This is a genomic window from Azonexus sp. IMCC34842, from assembly GCF_050368855.1.
GTDB lineage: Bacteria > Pseudomonadota > Gammaproteobacteria > Burkholderiales > Rhodocyclaceae > Azonexus > Azonexus denitrificans_A.
Window position 1 is genome coordinate 4246908 of sequence record NZ_CP178449.1, and the last position, 15325, is coordinate 4262232.

The 15325-nt window shown below is 66.0% G+C and carries 19 protein-coding genes; 15 read left to right on the forward strand and 4 right to left on the reverse strand.

Features of this window, described 5'->3' with window-relative positions:
* Nucleotides 1-49 precede the first annotated feature (49 nt).
* From ACLIKD_RS20280 to ACLIKD_RS20320, 9 genes are all read left to right on the forward strand, one after another.
* Nucleotides 50-289 (forward strand): hypothetical protein, encoded by a 240-nt coding sequence (locus ACLIKD_RS20280; protein ID WP_226417498.1) that lies wholly within the window; start codon nucleotides 50-52, stop codon nucleotides 287-289.
* 163 nt (nucleotides 290-452) lie between these two features.
* The gene (locus ACLIKD_RS20285) at nucleotides 453-2129 is read left to right on the forward strand and encodes an ABC-F family ATP-binding cassette domain-containing protein (RefSeq protein ID WP_428826446.1); all 1677 of its coding nucleotides are present in this window, start codon (nucleotides 453-455) and stop codon (nucleotides 2127-2129) included.
* A gap of 101 nt (nucleotides 2130-2230) precedes the next feature.
* Nucleotides 2231-2557 (forward strand): hypothetical protein, encoded by a 327-nt coding sequence (locus ACLIKD_RS20290; RefSeq protein ID WP_226471807.1) that lies wholly within the window; start codon nucleotides 2231-2233, stop codon nucleotides 2555-2557.
* A 107-nt stretch (nucleotides 2558-2664) separates the two neighbouring features.
* Entirely contained in the window at nucleotides 2665-3186 is a 522-nt protein-coding gene (locus tag ACLIKD_RS20295; RefSeq protein WP_428826447.1) for a hypothetical protein, read from the forward strand.
* A 76-nt stretch (nucleotides 3187-3262) separates the two neighbouring features.
* A complete protein-coding gene (locus ACLIKD_RS20300; RefSeq protein WP_428826448.1) occupies nucleotides 3263-4093 on the forward strand; it encodes an alpha/beta hydrolase in 831 nt (276 codons plus the stop codon).
* A gap of 2 nt (nucleotides 4094-4095) precedes the next feature.
* Nucleotides 4096-4899: a polyprenyl synthetase family protein gene (locus tag ACLIKD_RS20305; protein ID WP_428826449.1), complete on the forward strand. Its 804-nt coding sequence runs from the start codon at nucleotides 4096-4098 to the stop codon at nucleotides 4897-4899.
* A gap of 51 nt (nucleotides 4900-4950) precedes the next feature.
* Entirely contained in the window at nucleotides 4951-5355 is a 405-nt protein-coding gene (gene arfB / locus ACLIKD_RS20310; protein ID WP_428826450.1) for an alternative ribosome rescue aminoacyl-tRNA hydrolase ArfB, read from the forward strand.
* Between the two features lie 9 nt (nucleotides 5356-5364).
* Complete coding sequence (locus ACLIKD_RS20315; RefSeq protein ID WP_428826451.1) at nucleotides 5365-5904, forward strand: M48 metallopeptidase family protein; 540 nt, start codon at nucleotides 5365-5367, stop codon at nucleotides 5902-5904.
* A 117-nt stretch (nucleotides 5905-6021) separates the two neighbouring features.
* Nucleotides 6022-7644, forward strand: a complete 1623-nt coding sequence (locus ACLIKD_RS20320; RefSeq protein WP_428826452.1) for an NAD(P)/FAD-dependent oxidoreductase — start codon at nucleotides 6022-6024, stop codon at nucleotides 7642-7644.
* A gap of 127 nt (nucleotides 7645-7771) precedes the next feature.
* Here ACLIKD_RS20320 and ACLIKD_RS20325 read toward each other — a convergent pair whose 3' ends face one another.
* Complete coding sequence (locus ACLIKD_RS20325; RefSeq protein WP_226417489.1) at nucleotides 7772-8053, reverse strand: hypothetical protein; 282 nt, start codon at nucleotides 8051-8053, stop codon at nucleotides 7772-7774.
* 343 nt (nucleotides 8054-8396) lie between these two features.
* Between ACLIKD_RS20325 and ACLIKD_RS20330 the strand changes: the two genes are divergently transcribed.
* The 3 genes from ACLIKD_RS20330 (at nucleotide 8397) to ACLIKD_RS20340 (ending at nucleotide 10871) form a co-directional block, all read left to right on the forward strand.
* Entirely contained in the window at nucleotides 8397-9398 is a 1002-nt protein-coding gene (locus tag ACLIKD_RS20330; protein ID WP_428826453.1) for an LLM class flavin-dependent oxidoreductase, read from the forward strand.
* 49 nt (nucleotides 9399-9447) lie between these two features.
* Nucleotides 9448-10089, forward strand: coding sequence for a GDSL-type esterase/lipase family protein (locus tag ACLIKD_RS20335; RefSeq protein WP_428826454.1), 642 nt, complete (start codon nucleotides 9448-9450; stop codon nucleotides 10087-10089).
* Between the two features lie 149 nt (nucleotides 10090-10238).
* Nucleotides 10239-10871: a hypothetical protein gene (locus ACLIKD_RS20340; RefSeq protein ID WP_428826455.1), complete on the forward strand. Its 633-nt coding sequence runs from the start codon at nucleotides 10239-10241 to the stop codon at nucleotides 10869-10871.
* A 35-nt stretch (nucleotides 10872-10906) separates the two neighbouring features.
* Here the strand turns inward: ACLIKD_RS20340 and dbpA are convergent, their stop codons facing one another.
* The 3 genes from dbpA to ACLIKD_RS20355 all read right to left on the reverse strand — a co-directional run bounded on the left by dbpA (nucleotide 10907) and on the right by ACLIKD_RS20355 (nucleotide 13230).
* A complete protein-coding gene (gene dbpA / locus ACLIKD_RS20345) occupies nucleotides 10907-12244 on the reverse strand; it encodes an ATP-dependent RNA helicase DbpA (RefSeq protein WP_428828360.1) in 1338 nt (445 codons plus the stop codon).
* A gap of 77 nt (nucleotides 12245-12321) precedes the next feature.
* Nucleotides 12322-12840 carry a hypothetical protein gene (locus ACLIKD_RS20350; RefSeq protein ID WP_428826456.1) on the reverse strand — a complete coding sequence of 173 codons (519 nt, stop codon included), beginning with the start codon at nucleotides 12838-12840 and terminating at the stop codon, nucleotides 12322-12324.
* 144 nt (nucleotides 12841-12984) lie between these two features.
* On the reverse strand, nucleotides 12985-13230 hold the full coding sequence (locus ACLIKD_RS20355) for a hypothetical protein (protein ID WP_226471797.1): 246 nt from the start codon (nucleotides 13228-13230) through the stop codon (nucleotides 12985-12987).
* A 140-nt stretch (nucleotides 13231-13370) separates the two neighbouring features.
* On the opposite strand from ACLIKD_RS20355, the gene ACLIKD_RS20360 reads away from it, so the two are divergent.
* Genes ACLIKD_RS20360 through ACLIKD_RS20370 form a run of 3 tightly spaced genes read left to right on the forward strand, consistent with a single transcriptional unit; the run spans nucleotide 13371 to nucleotide 15319 of the window.
* A complete protein-coding gene (locus ACLIKD_RS20360; RefSeq protein ID WP_428828361.1) occupies nucleotides 13371-14015 on the forward strand; it encodes an alpha/beta hydrolase in 645 nt (214 codons plus the stop codon).
* Nucleotides 13991-14623 (forward strand): 3'-5' exonuclease, encoded by a 633-nt coding sequence (locus ACLIKD_RS20365; RefSeq protein WP_428826457.1) that lies wholly within the window; start codon nucleotides 13991-13993, stop codon nucleotides 14621-14623. The genes ACLIKD_RS20360 and ACLIKD_RS20365 overlap by 25 nt, the downstream gene beginning before the upstream one ends.
* Nucleotides 14624-14668: 45 nt before the next feature.
* Nucleotides 14669-15319, forward strand: a complete 651-nt coding sequence (locus tag ACLIKD_RS20370; protein ID WP_428826458.1) for a YceH family protein — start codon at nucleotides 14669-14671, stop codon at nucleotides 15317-15319.
* The last annotated feature ends 6 nt before the right edge of the window (nucleotides 15320-15325 follow it).

A 15325-nucleotide genomic window follows, 5' to 3' on the forward strand; every position in this document is an offset into this window, starting at 1 on the left:
GGTTCGCCCGAGGGGGATTTTTTCAACCCGTCAAGGAAGGAGTCTGGCCATGACTGAGACACAGATACAGAACGCGATCACCTCCGGCTGGCCGTTTTTCGGCGTCACGCCGCAGGGTGACGTATTGGCGCGCTACGTCGCCTTCGGCCCGGTATTTCGCTGGCAATGGAACCAGATGATCCCGACCCCGGTGCAGGGCGGCGATCTGTGCTGGTGGCTGCGCGCGGCGGCCGAGGAAGGGCATTCGATAGCCGATACCGAGACGCCGAGAACGAAAAAGACCGAATGACGGTCCGCGCCGCCCGGCGATAAACCGCCGGGCGGCCTGTTTTGCGGTTTTGATTGGTGCGCCGCACAACAGAACATCCGTGGCGCTTCGCCGATCGGCAAATAGTAATAGGAGCAGCACGCCGGGGTGGCTATCATGCTCGACCTCCCCGAAAGTTTTGCTCATGATTATCCTGAAGAATGTCACGCTGCGCCGCGGTAACAAGGTGCTGCTGGACAAGACCTCCGTCACCATCAACCCCGGTGAAAAAGTCGGCCTGGTCGGCCGCAACGGCGCCGGCAAATCGACCCTGTTCGGCCTGCTCAACGGCACGCTGCATGAAGACGGCGGCGACTACTCGATCCCCAGCCAGTGGCGGATGGGGCAGGTGGCGCAGGACATGCCGGAAACCGAGCAGAGCGCGACCGATTTCGTGATCGACGGCGACACCACGCTGCTCGCCGCCCGCAACGAGGTGCACGACGCCGAAGCCAGCGACGACGGCATGCGCATGGCCGAAGCCTACATGGCGCTGCACGATGCCGGCGAACATGACGCCGAAGCGCGCGCCCAGGCGCTGGTTCTCGGCCTCGGCTTCAAGGTTTCGGAACTGGCCAACCCGGTCAACAGTTTCTCCGGCGGCTGGCGGATGCGCCTGCAACTGGCCCGCGCCCTGATGTGCCCGTCCGACATCCTGCTGCTCGACGAACCGACCAACCACTTGGACCTCGACGCGCTGGTCTGGCTCGAAGCCTGGCTCAAGCGTTATCCCGGCACGCTGGTGATGATCAGCCACGACCGCGAATTCCTCGACGCCATTACCCAGGTGACGCTGCATATCGACCACGCCAAGCTGGTGCGCTACGGCGGCAACTACAGCAAGTTCGAAGACATGCGCGCCGAACAGATGCTGCTGCAACAGGCGACGATGGCCAAGCAGGCCGACAAAATCGCCCACCTGCAATCCTTCATCACCCGCTTCAAGGCCAAGGCCAGCAAGGCCAAGCAGGCGCAGAGCCGGGTCAAGGCGCTGGAGCGGATGGAAAAGATCGCCCCGGTGCTGGCCGATGCTGAATTCACTTTCGAATTCCAGGAACCGGCCAATTTGCCCAACCCGATGCTGTCGATGGTCGATACCGTCATCGGCTATCCGCCGGCCGAAGATGCGCCGGCCGGCACGCCGCCGACCGTCATCGTGCGCAATATCAACCGCTCGGTGCATGCCGGCCAGCGTATCGGCATCCTCGGCGCCAACGGCCAGGGCAAGTCCACGCTGGTCAAGACCATCGCCCGCGACCTGCAGCCGATCAGCGGCGAAGTGACCGAAGGCAAGGGGCTGAGCATCGGCTACTTCGCCCAGCAGGAACTCGACGTGCTGCGCCCGCAGGACACGCCGCTCGAACACATGGTCCGCCTGGCCAAGGAAGCCATCGCTTCCGGCAAGGGCAACGTGCCCGGTCGCGAGCAGGAGTTGCGCAACTTCCTCGGCACCTTCAATTTCAGCGGCGAGATGGTCAAGCAGGCGGTCGGCACCATGAGCGGCGGCGAAAAGGCCCGGCTGGTGCTGTGCATGCTGGTCTGGCAACGGCCGAACCTGCTGCTCATGGACGAGCCGACCAATCACCTCGATTTGTCCACCCGCGAAGCGCTCAGCGTCGCCCTCAATGAGTTCGAAGGCACCGTCATGCTGGTCAGCCACGACCGCTCGCTGCTGCGCGCCGTGTGCGACGAATTCTGGCTGGTCTCGCGCGGCGGCATCGAACCGTTCGACGGCGATCTCGACGACTACCAGCGCTACCTGCTCGACGAAGCCAAGCGCTCGCGCGAAGCGGCGGCGGCCGAACAGAAGCGGGCAGCCTAGCGTTCAGCGGATTCCGGATTATTATTCCAGCGTCAACGCATCAGTCCATCGAACGTTGAGTGCTTAAGGCGGCATGCCTGATACCAAAGGAGATACCTGCGATGAACAAATTTTTTGCCTCAGCCCTGGTTGCACTGTTTGCGGTAAACATGGCCTACGCCCAGGCCCCGGCAACGCCGGCCAGCCCGGCCGCACCGGCAGCTGCGGCGGCGCCCGCCGCCGGCAACTGCGAAGCGAAGGCCGTCAGCAAGAGCGGCAAGCCGCTGGCTGGCGCCGCCAAGACCGCCTTCATCAAGAAGTGCGAAGGCGGTGCCGCTGCTGCGCCGTCCGACTGTGCCGGCAAGGCCGTCAGCAAGAGCGGCAAGCCGCTGGCCGGCGCCGCCAAGACGGCTTTCATCAAGAAATGCGAAGCTGACGCCGCCAAATAAGCGGTCGTCACCGAGAAGAGCCGGCCGCGTGCCGGCTTTTTTTGCGCCTGCTGTTTTGCGCCTTGCGCCATAATGCTTGTCTTCCCCACGTTGAACGAGCGGCACCGATGTTTGCCTGCCCCCCTTTTCCATCTCTGGCGCTGCGCATGTTCTGCCTGGCCATCGCCGGCCTGGCTTGTGCCGGGCCAGCGACGGCCCAGGCCCAGGCCGAACAGAGTCTGTGCCGGGCCGACGAGAAGGTGCTGTTCGCGTGTACGACCAAGGCGCGTCTGGTGTCGATCTGCGCCGCCCGCGATCTCGCTCCGAAAGCAGGTTACGTGCAGTTTCGTTATGGTTCCCCGGGCAGCAATGAAATGATCGCCTGGCCGGAAGCTCGTTACCCGCGCCAGGATGTGACCAGGGGAAATGTTTACCTGGCCGGCACGCTCGGCCGCTATCTGCGCTTCACGATGGACCAGACCAGTTTCGTCGTCTTCAGCGTCGGCGGCAAAAGCAGCGGTCTGGTCATCGAACACAACAAGGTCATTCAGAAGAAGATCATCTGCCAGCAGACGACGGTTTCCGAGCTCAGGGATGTTCCGGTGCCGCTTTCTTACGTCATTGCCGTCAGCGGCCTGGCGCCCGATTAGCGTTCCTTGATCAATGTTGTGCACCGCTGCCGGCCGTTTGCCTTACCCTCACCCCACTTTTCGCTATCGAGTTCCCATGCCCCGTCACCACATCCAAGTCCATCGTCACCCGGCCACCGCCCACGCCGGTCGGGGAGCCCTGCTGTTCGTGCACGGCGCCTACACCCACTCTTCCTACTGGGAATTCAATTTCATTCCCTACTTCCAGTGCCACGGCTACGACTGCTTCGCCGTCGACCTGTCGGGCCACGGGGGCAGTGCCGGCCAGGAGCGTCTCGATGAGTTCGGCATTGACGATTACGCCGAGGATATTGCCTGTGCGGTGCGCCTGATCGGCGAGCCGGTCACCATCATCGGTCACTCGATGGGCTCTCTGGCGACCCAGCGTTATCTCGAAAAAGGGACCGCCCGGGCGGCGATTTTTCTCTCGCCGGTCCCGTCCACCGGCACCGGGAGCAGCGCGACGCAACTGGCTCTGCGTTTCCCGGCCTATTTCGATGCGCTCGAAGAGGTCATCAGCGGCGTCATCTCCGAGGAAAACAACGACCTGATGGCGAAGATCTACTTTTCGCCGGAGGCGACCGGCGACGAGGTGCTGCGCTTCCTGCCGACGGTCGGCCCCGAGTCGCAGCGGGCGGTGATGGAAATGGCCATGCTGCTCGCCCGGCCGCCGGTCCGGCGCCGCAAATTGCCGGCACTGGTGATCGGTGGCGAGGCCGACGCGATCTTTCCCTCCTCCCAGCTGTTCTTCACCGCGCTGCCCTGGCAGGCCGAGGTCATTCGCATTCCGGGGGCCGGCCATATGCTGCCGATCGACAGCAATTGGCAGGCCGTCGCCGAGCACATTCATCAATGGGTGGCGGCGCTCGACAGCAATCAGGCGGTCGAAATGCTGGCGGTGAGCTGATCGTGACGCTGCCTGCCGCACTTGACACCTTGATCCGCGACGACTTCGCCCAGGTCGACGAGGTCATCCGGAAATACATGAACCAGGACGTCGTGCTGATTCGGCACGCCGTCGAATTGATCATCGATTCCGGCGAATTCCGCATCCGCCCGGCCCTCACCCTGCTGACGGCGGGTGCCCTCGGCTACGCCGGGCCGCATCGTCATGCCCTGGCGGCGGCCATCGAGCTGATTCATGGCTCGCTGGTACTGCATCACGCGGTCGATGAACTCGCCGGCGGGGCCGCTGCGGCAAGCGAGAACGCCAGCCTGCTCGGCAACGCCGGCAACATTCTGCTCGGCGATCTGCTGTACACCGGGGCTTTCCGGATCATCGTCGATATCGGCGACATGCGCCTGATGCAGGTCTTGTCGGACGCGACGACGATGATTGCCGAAGGCGAGGTCATGCACCTGACCGAGCCGGCCAGTCCGGCGCAGGATCGGGCGCGCCACATCGCGATACTCCGCGCCCGCTCGGCCAAGCTTTTCGAGGCGGCCTGCCAGTGCGCGGCGATCATCGCCGCCGCGCCGCCGGCTGTCGAACAGATGCTGGCGGCTTACGGCCTGCATTTGGGCACCGCCTATCAGGTCTGGCGCGAGCCGGCCGGCCCGGCGAGCGGGGTGGCCGAAAGCTTGGCCGGCCAGGAAAGCGCACAGGCCAGCGCAGCCATTGCGCCGCTCGCCGAGTCGCCGCACAAGAGCGCGCTGCTCGAGTGTGCCGCGTGGGCCGGGCAGCATGCGCCGGACGAGCCGCCGCTCCAGTAACAACGCGAGCCTCGTCTACACTCGCCCTTCACTGAATTCCGACTTGCCCGCATGCGTCCCGTCATCACCATCCCGCCCGAAGAGATTGAAATCACCGCGATCCGCGCCCAGGGGGCGGGCGGGCAGAACGTCAACAAGGTGTCGAATGCCGTGCACCTGCGTTTCGCCATCGCCACTTCGTCGCTGCCCGAGGAGATTCGCCAGCGCCTGCTGCAGCTTGGTGACCAGCGGATCACCAAGGACGGCGTGGTGGTGATCAAGGCGCAGGAGTTTCGCAGCCTGGAGAAGAACCGCGCCGAGGCGCTACGCCGCCTTGAGCTGCTGGTGGCCAGCGTGGCCGTGCTGCCGCGGACGCGCCGGCCGACCAAGCCGACCCGCGGTTCGGTCAAGCGGCGCCTGGAGAGCAAGGGCCGGCGCGCCGCGCTCAAGGCCGGGCGACGCGGCGGCGACGAGTAGGCGGCGGGTATGCAGCCGAAACCGCCCGCCAACTATCTGGCCGGTTATCCGCCGACGCTGGTCGAGCCGGTGCACCGCCTGATCGCCGAGGACCGTCTGGCCGAGGTGTTGTTGCTGCGCTATCCGGTGGCCCACACGGTGCGTACCGACAAGGCGCTCTACGACTATGTCCAGCAGATCAAGGGCGAGTACCTGCGCAACGTCGGGCTGGTCAGCAAGGTGGCTTTCGACAGCAAGCTGCAGGTGCTCCGCAACGCGCTGGGCACGCACACCAATATTGCCCGGGTGCAGGGCGGCAAGCTCAAGGCCAAGCGCGAGATCCGCGTCGCCACGGTATTCCGGGAGATGCCGCCGGAGTTCCTGCGGATGATCGTCGTCCATGAAATCGCTCATCTCAAGGAAGGCGACCACGACAAGGCCTTCTATCAGCTGTGCCGCTACATGGAACCCGACTACCACCAGCTCGAGTTCGACCTGCGGGCCTATCTCTACCATCTCGGGGCGACCGGCCGGGTGCTCTGGGCGAGCGCGCCGGCGCCGAATTCCTGAGCCGGCTGCCGGCCTCCGTTTTGGCGGCCGGCCGGGCCGGAAGTTTTCGAGCGGGTAGAATAGTCGGCTTGCCGCCGTCGTGGTGCCGTTGCCACCGGGGTTTCCGGATCTGTTCGCATGTTGAGACTGAATGAAGTAAAACTCCCGCTCGATCACGCCCCTGGCGAGATCCTTGCCGCCATCTGCCAGCGCCTCGGCGTCGCGGCCGGCGACGTGGTCAACTATTCGATCTACCGCCGCAGTTGCGATGCGCGCAAGAAAACGGCGATCGCGCTGATCTACGCGCTCGACGTCGAAGTGCGCGACGAGGCGGCGCTGCTCGCCCGGCTGGCGGACCTGCGCAACGTCATGCCGAGGCCGGACACCACCTACCGTTTCGTCGCCCACGCGCCGGCCGACCTGACGGCGCGTCCGGTGGTCATTGGTACCGGCCCGTGCGGCTTGTTCGCCGGGCTGCTGTTGGCCCAGATGGGTTTTCGCCCGATCATTCTCGAACGCGGCAAGGCGGTGCGCGAGCGGACCAAGGACACCTGGGGCCTGTGGCGCCAGGGCAAGCTGAATCCCGACTCCAACGTCCAGTTCGGCGAGGGCGGCGCCGGCACTTTTTCCGACGGCAAGCTGTACAGCCAGATCAAGGACCCGCTGCACCACGGGCGCAAGGTGCTGGAGGAATTCGTCAAGGCCGGCGCGCCGGAGGAAATCCTCTACGTGAACAAGCCGCATATCGGCACCTTCCGGCTGGTCAGCATGGTCGAGAAGATGCGCGCCAAGATCTTCGAACTGGGCGGCGAAGTGCGTTTCGGCAGCAAGGTCGAGGAAATCGACATTGACCGCGCTGCCGACGGCAACGGCCAGGTGCGCGGCGTCGTGCTGGCCGGCGGCGAGCGCATCGCCACCGGGCATGTCGTGTTGGCGGTCGGGCACAGCGCCCGCGACACCTTCCAGATGCTGTTCGACCATGGCGTCTATATCGAGGCCAAGCCGTTCTCGATCGGCGTCCGCATCGAACATCCGCAGTCGCTGATCGACCGCGCCCGCTTCGGCCCGGCGGCCGGCCACCCGCTGCTCGGCGCCGCCGACTACAAGCTGGTCCATCACTGCGCCAACGGCCGCACCGCCTACAGCTTCTGCATGTGCCCGGGCGGCACGGTGGTCGCCGCCACCTCGGAACCCGGCCGCGTCGTGACCAACGGCATGAGCCAGTATTCGCGGGCCGAACGCAACGCCAACAGCGGCATCGTCGTCGATATTTCGCCGGCGGTCGATTACCCCGGCCATCCGCTGGCCGGCATCGAATTCCAGCGGCGCTGGGAATCGGCCGCCTTCGTCGCCGGCGGCGGCAGCTACGCGGCGCCGGCCCAGCGCGTCGGCGATTTCCTGGCCGGCCGGCCGTCGGTCGCGCCGGGTGGCGTCGAGCCGTCCTACACGCCGGGCGTGCACTGGACCGACCTGTCTCTTTGCCTGCCGGACTTCGTCGTCACTGCGCTGCGCGAAGCGCTGCCCGCCTTCGCCAAGCAGATCCGCGGGTTTGCGATGGATGATGCGGTGATGACCGGCGTCGAAACCCGCACCTCGTCGCCGATCCGCATCAAGCGCGGCGAGGACTTCCAGAGCCTGAACACGCGCGGCCTCTATCCGGCCGGCGAAGGTGCCGGCTATGCCGGCGGCATCCTGTCGGCCGGGGTCGATGGGATCAAGGTGGCGGAAGCGGTAGCCACGAGCATGCTGAAGAGCGCTTGAGGGTAATCAACGGCGCTCTTCCGCCAGGCGGTTCTGGCCGACGGGGCCTGTCAATTAACTTCTGGATTGTTCCGCGAGCCGCTATCGGTCCGCATGACGGAGCCGAACAGCCGCTCGCCAGCCAGGTCTACAGGGCGGCCTTGGTCGCCGCGGCTTCGTTCTTCATCTGCTGCACCCGCAGCTGGATGTAGCGGGCCCGGGCGACGCCTTCGTCGCCATGCGCGATACGCATGGCGGTGTCCCAGACGGCATGGTCGATGCGCAGCAGGTGCAGTTCCCGGTTGGCCACCATGTAGCGCTGCAGATCTCCTTCGTCGGTCGCTTCGGCGGCCGCGGTCGAGCGGCTATAGATGAAGTAACAGGCGCCGACCAGCAGGGCCAGGGCGAGGCCGGCAAGGAGATTCTCCATGGATGCTTCTCGTTGAATTGGGTGGTCGCCAGCATACCACCGGGCCGGCCGCCGCCACTGCCGGCAACGACGGATCATGTCCGAAAACTGGTCAACAGCCGGCATCCATACTAGGATGAGCGAGCGTATTACGTGGTTCAAACACGATCTAACTAGGAGAGCATCATGGGAAGCAAGGACAAAAAGAAGGAATCGAAGGGCAAGAAACCGCAACCGAAGCCGGTTGCCGGCTAGTTTGCCAGGGCCGGCTGTGCCGATGTCTGGCACAGCCGGCGGCTGATTGATGCGCGCGGCGCCCATGAAAGTGACGCCAGAACGGCGATAAGCAAGGACAATCGGCCCCATGAAAAATCTGCACGATGTGAAGTTGTCCATGCTCGACCTCGTCGCCGTGCGCGAGGGCGGGACCGTTGCCGAGGCTTTGGCGATTTCGCTGCGCACGGCGCAGCATGTCGAGGCGCTCGGCTTTGCCCGCTACTGGCTGGCCGAGCATCACAACATGCCGGGGATCGCCAGTTCTGCCACGGCGGTTCTGGTCGGCTATATCGCCGGTGGCACAAAGCACATGCGGGTCGGTTCGGGCGGCGTCATGTTGCCCAATCACGCACCGCTCGTCGTTGCCGAGGCCTTCGGCACGCTGGCCGAGCTCTACCCGAACCGTATCGACCTTGGCCTCGGCCGCGCCCCGGGCACCGATCAGCTGACCATGCGGGCGCTGCGCCGCGACCGGGTCGAGACGGAAGCCGACTTTCCGCGCGATGTCGCCGAATTGCAGCAGCTGCTTGGCACGCCGCAAGCCGGTCAGCGGGTCGTCGCGATGCCGGGCGCCGGCACCGGGGTGCCGATCTGGTTGCTCGGCTCCAGCCTGTTCTCGGCCCGCCTGGCGGCCGAGCGCGGCCTGCCCTATGCCTTCGCTTCGCATTTCGCGCCGGCCCAGCTGCTCCAGGCCATCGCCCTGTACCGCAGCCAGTTCCGGCCGTCGCCGAGTCTGGCCGAACCTTACGTCATCATCGGCGTGCCGTTGATTGCCGCGCCGACCGATGAGGAGGCCGGGTTCCTGGCGAGCAGCACCTATCAGCGCGTCCTGGGCATCCTGCGCGGCGACCGCCGTTGCCTGCCGCCGCCGGTCGCAGATTTCCTGGCCCAGTTGGCGCCGCAGGAGCGCCGCGCGATTGACGACTTTCTCGGGGCGGCGGTGATCGGCGGGCCGGAAGCGGTGCGCGCCGGTCTGACCGGCTTGCTCCAGGCGACGCAGGCGGACGAGCTGATGCTGGTTTGCGACATCTTCGATGCCGATCTCCGGCTGCGTTCGCTGGATATTGCCGTTGCAGTGTGCGCCGGGTGATTTGAGCGGATTGGCCGCTGACGATTCGCGAAGGCCGGGCCCGGTTTCGATGAAACGCCGGGCACTGCTTGGCTGGCTGGCCGTTTCGGTCGTCCTCGGCGGCTGCGGCAAAGCCCCGCGCTTGCCCACCATCCCGCCGGGCAAAACGGTCCTCGCTTTCGGTGACAGCGTCACCTTCGGGACCGGCGCGGCGGCCGGCGAGGACTGGCCGACATTGCTCGCCGGGCTGACCGGCTGGCAAGTCGAGAATGCCGGCGTCCCGGGCGATACCGCCGAAGCGTCCCGGGCGCGCATGCCGGCCTTGCTCGATGCGCACCGGCCAGCCGTGGTGATCATCGAAATCGGCGGCAATGACTTCCTGCGCCGCCGCTCGGCCAAGGCGGTCAAGGAGGATGTGCGCCATCTCGTGCAGGCCGCCAGGGCCTCCGGGGCGCAAGTTGTGCTGGTCGCCGTGCCGGAACTATCCCTGCTCGGCCTGGTGGCCGGCAAGCCGTCCGACGCGCCGATCTATCAGGAGCTGGCGGAAGAGGAACGGGTGGTTGTCGTCGGTGAAGTGTTTTCCGGCATCCTGAGCCGGCCCGAGCTCTGCGCCGACCAGATCCATCCCAACGCCGAGGGCTATCGGCAGATGGCGGCAGGCATCCACCACCACTTGCAGAAGGTCGGACTGGCGCCGCCCGGTGGCCGTTAAGCCGGCCGGTCGCCCGATTCGTCGCGCCGCGATTTTGTGACGGGGATCAAACCCTTGATCAATTGCTTGAGTAAACTGCTCAACTAATCGGCGAGGCAAGCCAAGCGGCAATGCACGGCGCCGAACTACTCTCCGAGACAAGGCCGATCATGTCCTATCCTGCATTCTTTGCTGAAATTCCCGTTATCCGGCTGCGCGATCCGCTGGCCGTCTTCCTCGGCGCCAGCGATGACGGCATCTTCGAATATCGCTATCTCGATGCCGTCCGGCTGGCCGGCCACTCCTGTCCGACGGTGGCCGCCGCCTGGAACATGACCCGGTTGGCGCTGCAGGCGCTCTATCCGGACGAGCTACCATGCCGCGGCAACATCCGCGTCGATTTGCGCGGCGGCGTCGAGGCCGGGGTCACCGGCGTGATCGGCAGTGTGGTTTCGCTGCTTACCGGCGCTGCGGCGCAGGGCGGCTTCAAAGGGCTGGCCGGGCAGTTCGGGCGGCAGAACCTGATGCATTTCGCTGCCGAAATCCCGCTTGAACTGCGCTTCTCGCGCCTCGACCGCGCCTCGGCGGTCGATGTCGCCTGCGACGCCGGCTCCATCCCGGTCGCCCCGGAAATGCCGGTGCTGATGCGCCAGTGTCTCGAGGGGCGCGGCGACGCGGCCGCGTTGCAACGATTCGGCAGCTTGTGGCAGGCGCGGGTGCGCTGCCTGTTGCTGGAGCATGGCGACGACCCGCAGGTATTTACGGTCCGACCGGCCAGCGCAACCGGGCAAGACCTCGCCTGAGTGCCGCCGGCGGAGAGGGCGCTGCCCTCTCCGGTTTACAGCGACCTGACCTTGACCGACTTGCCCTTGATCTTGCCGGCGCCCAGCTTGCGCACGGTGTCGCGGGCGACGTTGCGGGCGACGGCGACGTAGCTGGTTTGATCGGTGACGGTGATCTTGCCGACCTGCTCGCGGGTCAGGCCGGCTTCACCGGCCAGGGCGCCCATGATGTCGCCGGGCCGGATCTTGTCCTTGCGGCCGCCGAGGATCAGCAGCGTCACCATCGGCGGGATCAGCGGCGTTTCGTCAGCCGCCGGCAGGTCGCCGAGCTGATGCGTTTCCAGCTTGCAGCCGGTCACCTCGGCAATCGCCGCGACGCGCCGGCGGTCGTTCGGGCTGAACAGACTGAGCGCCCAACCGTCCTGATCGGCGCGGCCGGTGCGGCCGATGCGGTGGATGTGGATTTCCGGATCGGGCGTCACGTCGACGTTGATCACCGCTTCGAGTTGCGCGATGTCGAGGCCGCGCGCCGCGACATCGGTCGCGACGAGCACCGAAACGCTGTTGTTGACGAACTGGATCAGCACCTGGTCGCGCTCGCGCTGTTCCAGGTCGCCGTTCAGGGTCAGGGCGTGGATGCCGTTCTCGCGCAGCACGTTGAGCAGGTCGCGGCACTGCTGCTTGGTGTTGCAGAAGGCCAGCGTGCTGACCGGGCGGTAATGCTTGAGCAGCGTGGCGACGGCGGCCAGCCGCTCCTCGTTCTTGACCTCGTAGAAGCGCTGGCGGATCTTGCTTTCGGCGTGCTGTTCGAGCAGCTTCACTTCCTGCGGCTGCTTGAGGAACTGCTTGGCCAGCTGGGCGATGCCTTCCGGATAGGTGGCCGAGAACAGCAGGGTCTGGCGCTTGGCCGGGCAGCGCTTGGCGACGTAGGCGATGTCGTCGTGAAAGCCCATGTCGAGCATGCGGTCGGCTTCGTCGAGGACCAGCGTGGTCAGTTCGTCGAGTTTCAGGTAGCCGCGTTCCATGTGATCCATGATTCGGCCGGGCGTGCCGACCACGATATGGACGCCGTTTTCCAGGCTGTTCGCCTGGTTGCGCAGGGTCGAGCCGCCGACCAGCGAGAGCACCTTGATGTTCTCTTCGAAGCGCGCCAGCCGGCGGATTTCCTGCGTTACCTGGTCGGCCAGTTCGCGGGTCGGGCAGAGCACCATCGCCTGCACGGCGAAGCGCGCGGTGTTTAGCTTGGTCAGCAGGGGCAGCGCGAAGGCGGCGGTCTTGCCGCTGCCGGTCTTGGCCTGGGCGATCAGGTCGTGCCCGGCCAGGGCCAGCGGCAGGCTGGCCGCCTGGATCGGCGTCATCGTCAGGTAATTGAGCTGGCTCAGGTTGGCCAGCATGGCCGGTGCCAGGGGCAGTTCGCTGAAGGCTTGCCCGGCGGCGGGTTGTTGGTTCTCGGTGTCGCTCACGGTGCGGCTCAGGGCTTGCGTTTGCGGGCAGCCGGCGAGAGCGGCTTGCGGCCGGTCGGCATCGGTTTGCGCTGGCGTTGGCCGGGCCGCTGCAGCGACTTGTCTTCCGGCTTCGGCTTCGGCACCAGCAGGTTCTTGGCGGTGCTGGCGGCGGCTGCGCGGTGGGCCAGCATGGCGGCCCGCAGTTCGTCGGTCGTCAGGACGACCGGGGCGCACAGGGCCGCCGGGGTATAGATCGACAACTGGTCCTTGATGCTGAACAGGCGTTCGTCGTTCGGCGCCTTGCGCGGCAGGTTCTCGATGATCTGCTGGGCGGCCGGACTCAGCGCCAGGCGGCCGTCGACGCTGCAGATCAGGTCGTGCACGGCGAGTCGGGAGATGGCTTCGGCCAGTTTGGCCTCGGCCGGAATGTTGTCGTTGATCAGGTCGATCGCCGCCATGATTTCGACCAGCTCGGCCGGGCGCCGCTTGGAAGAAAGGGCCGTGGCCAGCAATAGGAGGGCGTCAACATCATGGATTGGGTGCATGGAAATAAGCTTTGTCGTTCGGAGTCTGGGGGGCGGGCGGCGGAAAAACGGCCCGGCGGGCGCTTGCTGCTGCGTGAGGAGTGTAGTGTACGCTGTTAACCGGCAAAAGCGCGCTAAGGCACTGAAAATATTGGTGCTGTTGGCTCAACCGGCACGTTCGATGGCGGCCCGGAGACGCTGGATGGTGGCCTCGAGCGGGGCGTTTTTCGCCACCTCGAGGCCGAGGTCGCGGGCGATGGCATTGACCTTGGCCGGGTTGAGCGGAATGCCGCCGCGGTCGATCGCGGCAATCAGCCGGCGCGCCTGCTCGATCTCGGAAGGGGGCGGCGGCGCTGCCGGGAGCAGGCTTTTCAGCCAGTCGATAAAGCCTTTCGGGCGGCGCGGTCGCATAAACTTGCTCATCGTCAAAAGGCCAAGGATACTTCGGCCAGCCCGCCTGGAGAACGCCAGGCGTTCTGCCGCAGTGCAATCGAATGTTCCGGATCGGGACAGAGGAGAATTCAGTGGAAGACTTGTTGCCCGCCATCGAAATGGAGTCCGCACCCAATCCGCAGTTTTCGGTGATCTGGCTGCACGGCCTCGGCGCCGACGGCTCCGATTTCGTGCCGGTGGTGCCCGAGCTGGGCCTCGCGCCGACGCCCGGCGTGCGCTTCATCTTTCCCGATGCGCCGGCCATACCGGTGACCTGCAATGGCGGCTACGTGATGCCAGCCTGGTACGACATCATTTCGCTGGACAGCACCAGCCGGCGGATCGACGAGGCCGGCATTGTCAATTCGCGGACGGCGATCCGCCGCCTGATCGCCCGCGAGAACGCGCGCGGCATTCCCTGCGAACGGATCTTTCTCGCCGGCTTTTCGCAGGGCGGCGCGGTCGCCTACACGACGGCGCTGACCCATCCCGCGCCGCTGGCCGGCCTGATCGCGCTGTCCACCTACCTGCCGACAAGCGACTTGGTCGAACGCGAGGCGACCGCGGCCAATCGGGCGATACCGGTATTCGCCGCGCACGGCAGTCAGGACGACGTGGTGGCCCCGGCGCTCGGCCGGGCGGCGCGCGATTTCCTGGTTGAACGCGGCTACGCCGTGGCATGGCAGGAATACCCGATGCCGCACTCGATCTGTCTGGAAGAGATCGCGGCCATCGGCCAATGGCTGAACGGGCGGCTCGGGTGAGCGATGTCGTGATGAGCCGGGCGGCGCTGGCCGAGGCGGAATTGCCGCTCTACGCCGGTCTGCCGCTCGAGCGGGTGCGCCTGGTCGTCTCGGCGGAATTGGCGGCGGAAGCGCAGGCGGCGCTGCTGGCCGCCGACGCCATCGGCTTCGATACCGAGTCGAAACCGACTTTCCTGAAAGGCGAAGTGTCGACCGGCCCGCATCTCGTCCAGCTCGCCACCGATACGCATGCCTACCTTTTCCCGATTGCCCGGGCCAGCGACCACACCGTGCTGCGGGCGATTCTCGAGTCGGCCACGGTATTGAAAGTCGGCTTCGGCCTCGGCAACGATCGCAGCGCCCTGAAATCGCGCCTCGGCATCACCCTCGGCAAGGTCCTCGACCTCGGCGAAACGTTGCGTGGGCCGGGCCACAAGGGCACGGTTGGAGCAAAGGTGGCGGTGGCGCATTTTTTCGGCCAGAAACTGCAAAAATCGAAGAAGACCGGCACCAGCAACTGGGCCAACCGCAATCTCACCGAACGCCAGCTGCTCTACGCCGCCAATGATGCCCACGTCGCGCTCCAGCTCTACCGCGCCTGGTTGAGCAGCGAGGGCCTGACCGGCTGAGCGGCCGTTTCCGTTCGATCATTTCCTGTTCAGAAAGACCGCCGCATGGCTGATTCACTTCCCCTCCTTTCGCTGCTCGAAACCCGCGTGCTCGGCACCCTGGTCGAAAAACAGCGCACCGTACCCGATACCTACCCGCTGTCGCTCAATGCACTGGCTGCCGGCTGCAACCAGAAAACCAGCCGCCACCCGGTGCTCGAAGCGACCGAGCCGGAACTGCTGGCCGCCATCGAAACGCTGAAAGAGGCGGGCCTAGTCGGCGAAGTCACCGGCGGCCGGGTGGTCCGCTTTGCCCACCACATGGAGCGGACGCTGCGCCTGCCGACCCAGTCCTCCGCCTTGCTGGCGGTCCTGATGCTGCGCGGCCCGCAAACGGCCGGCGAGTTGCGCCTGAACTGCGACCGGCTGCACAAGTTTGTCGACATTTCCTCGGTCGAGTCCTTTCTCGAGGAACTAGCCAACCGGGCCGCCGGCGGTCTGGTGGTCGAACTGCCGCGCTTGCCCGGCTCACGGGAGAACCGCTGGGCGCATCTGCTGAGCGGCGAGCCGAGCAGCGAGGCGCCGGCCGTCGGAGTACGGGCCGGCACGGCGGGTCAGGACATCGACGACCTGAAGGCGCGGGTCGACACGCTGGAAGCCGAGCTCGCCGAGTTGCGCGCCATGCTGCTCGGCCTGAAGGCCGAGCTCGGCGGCTAACCCAGG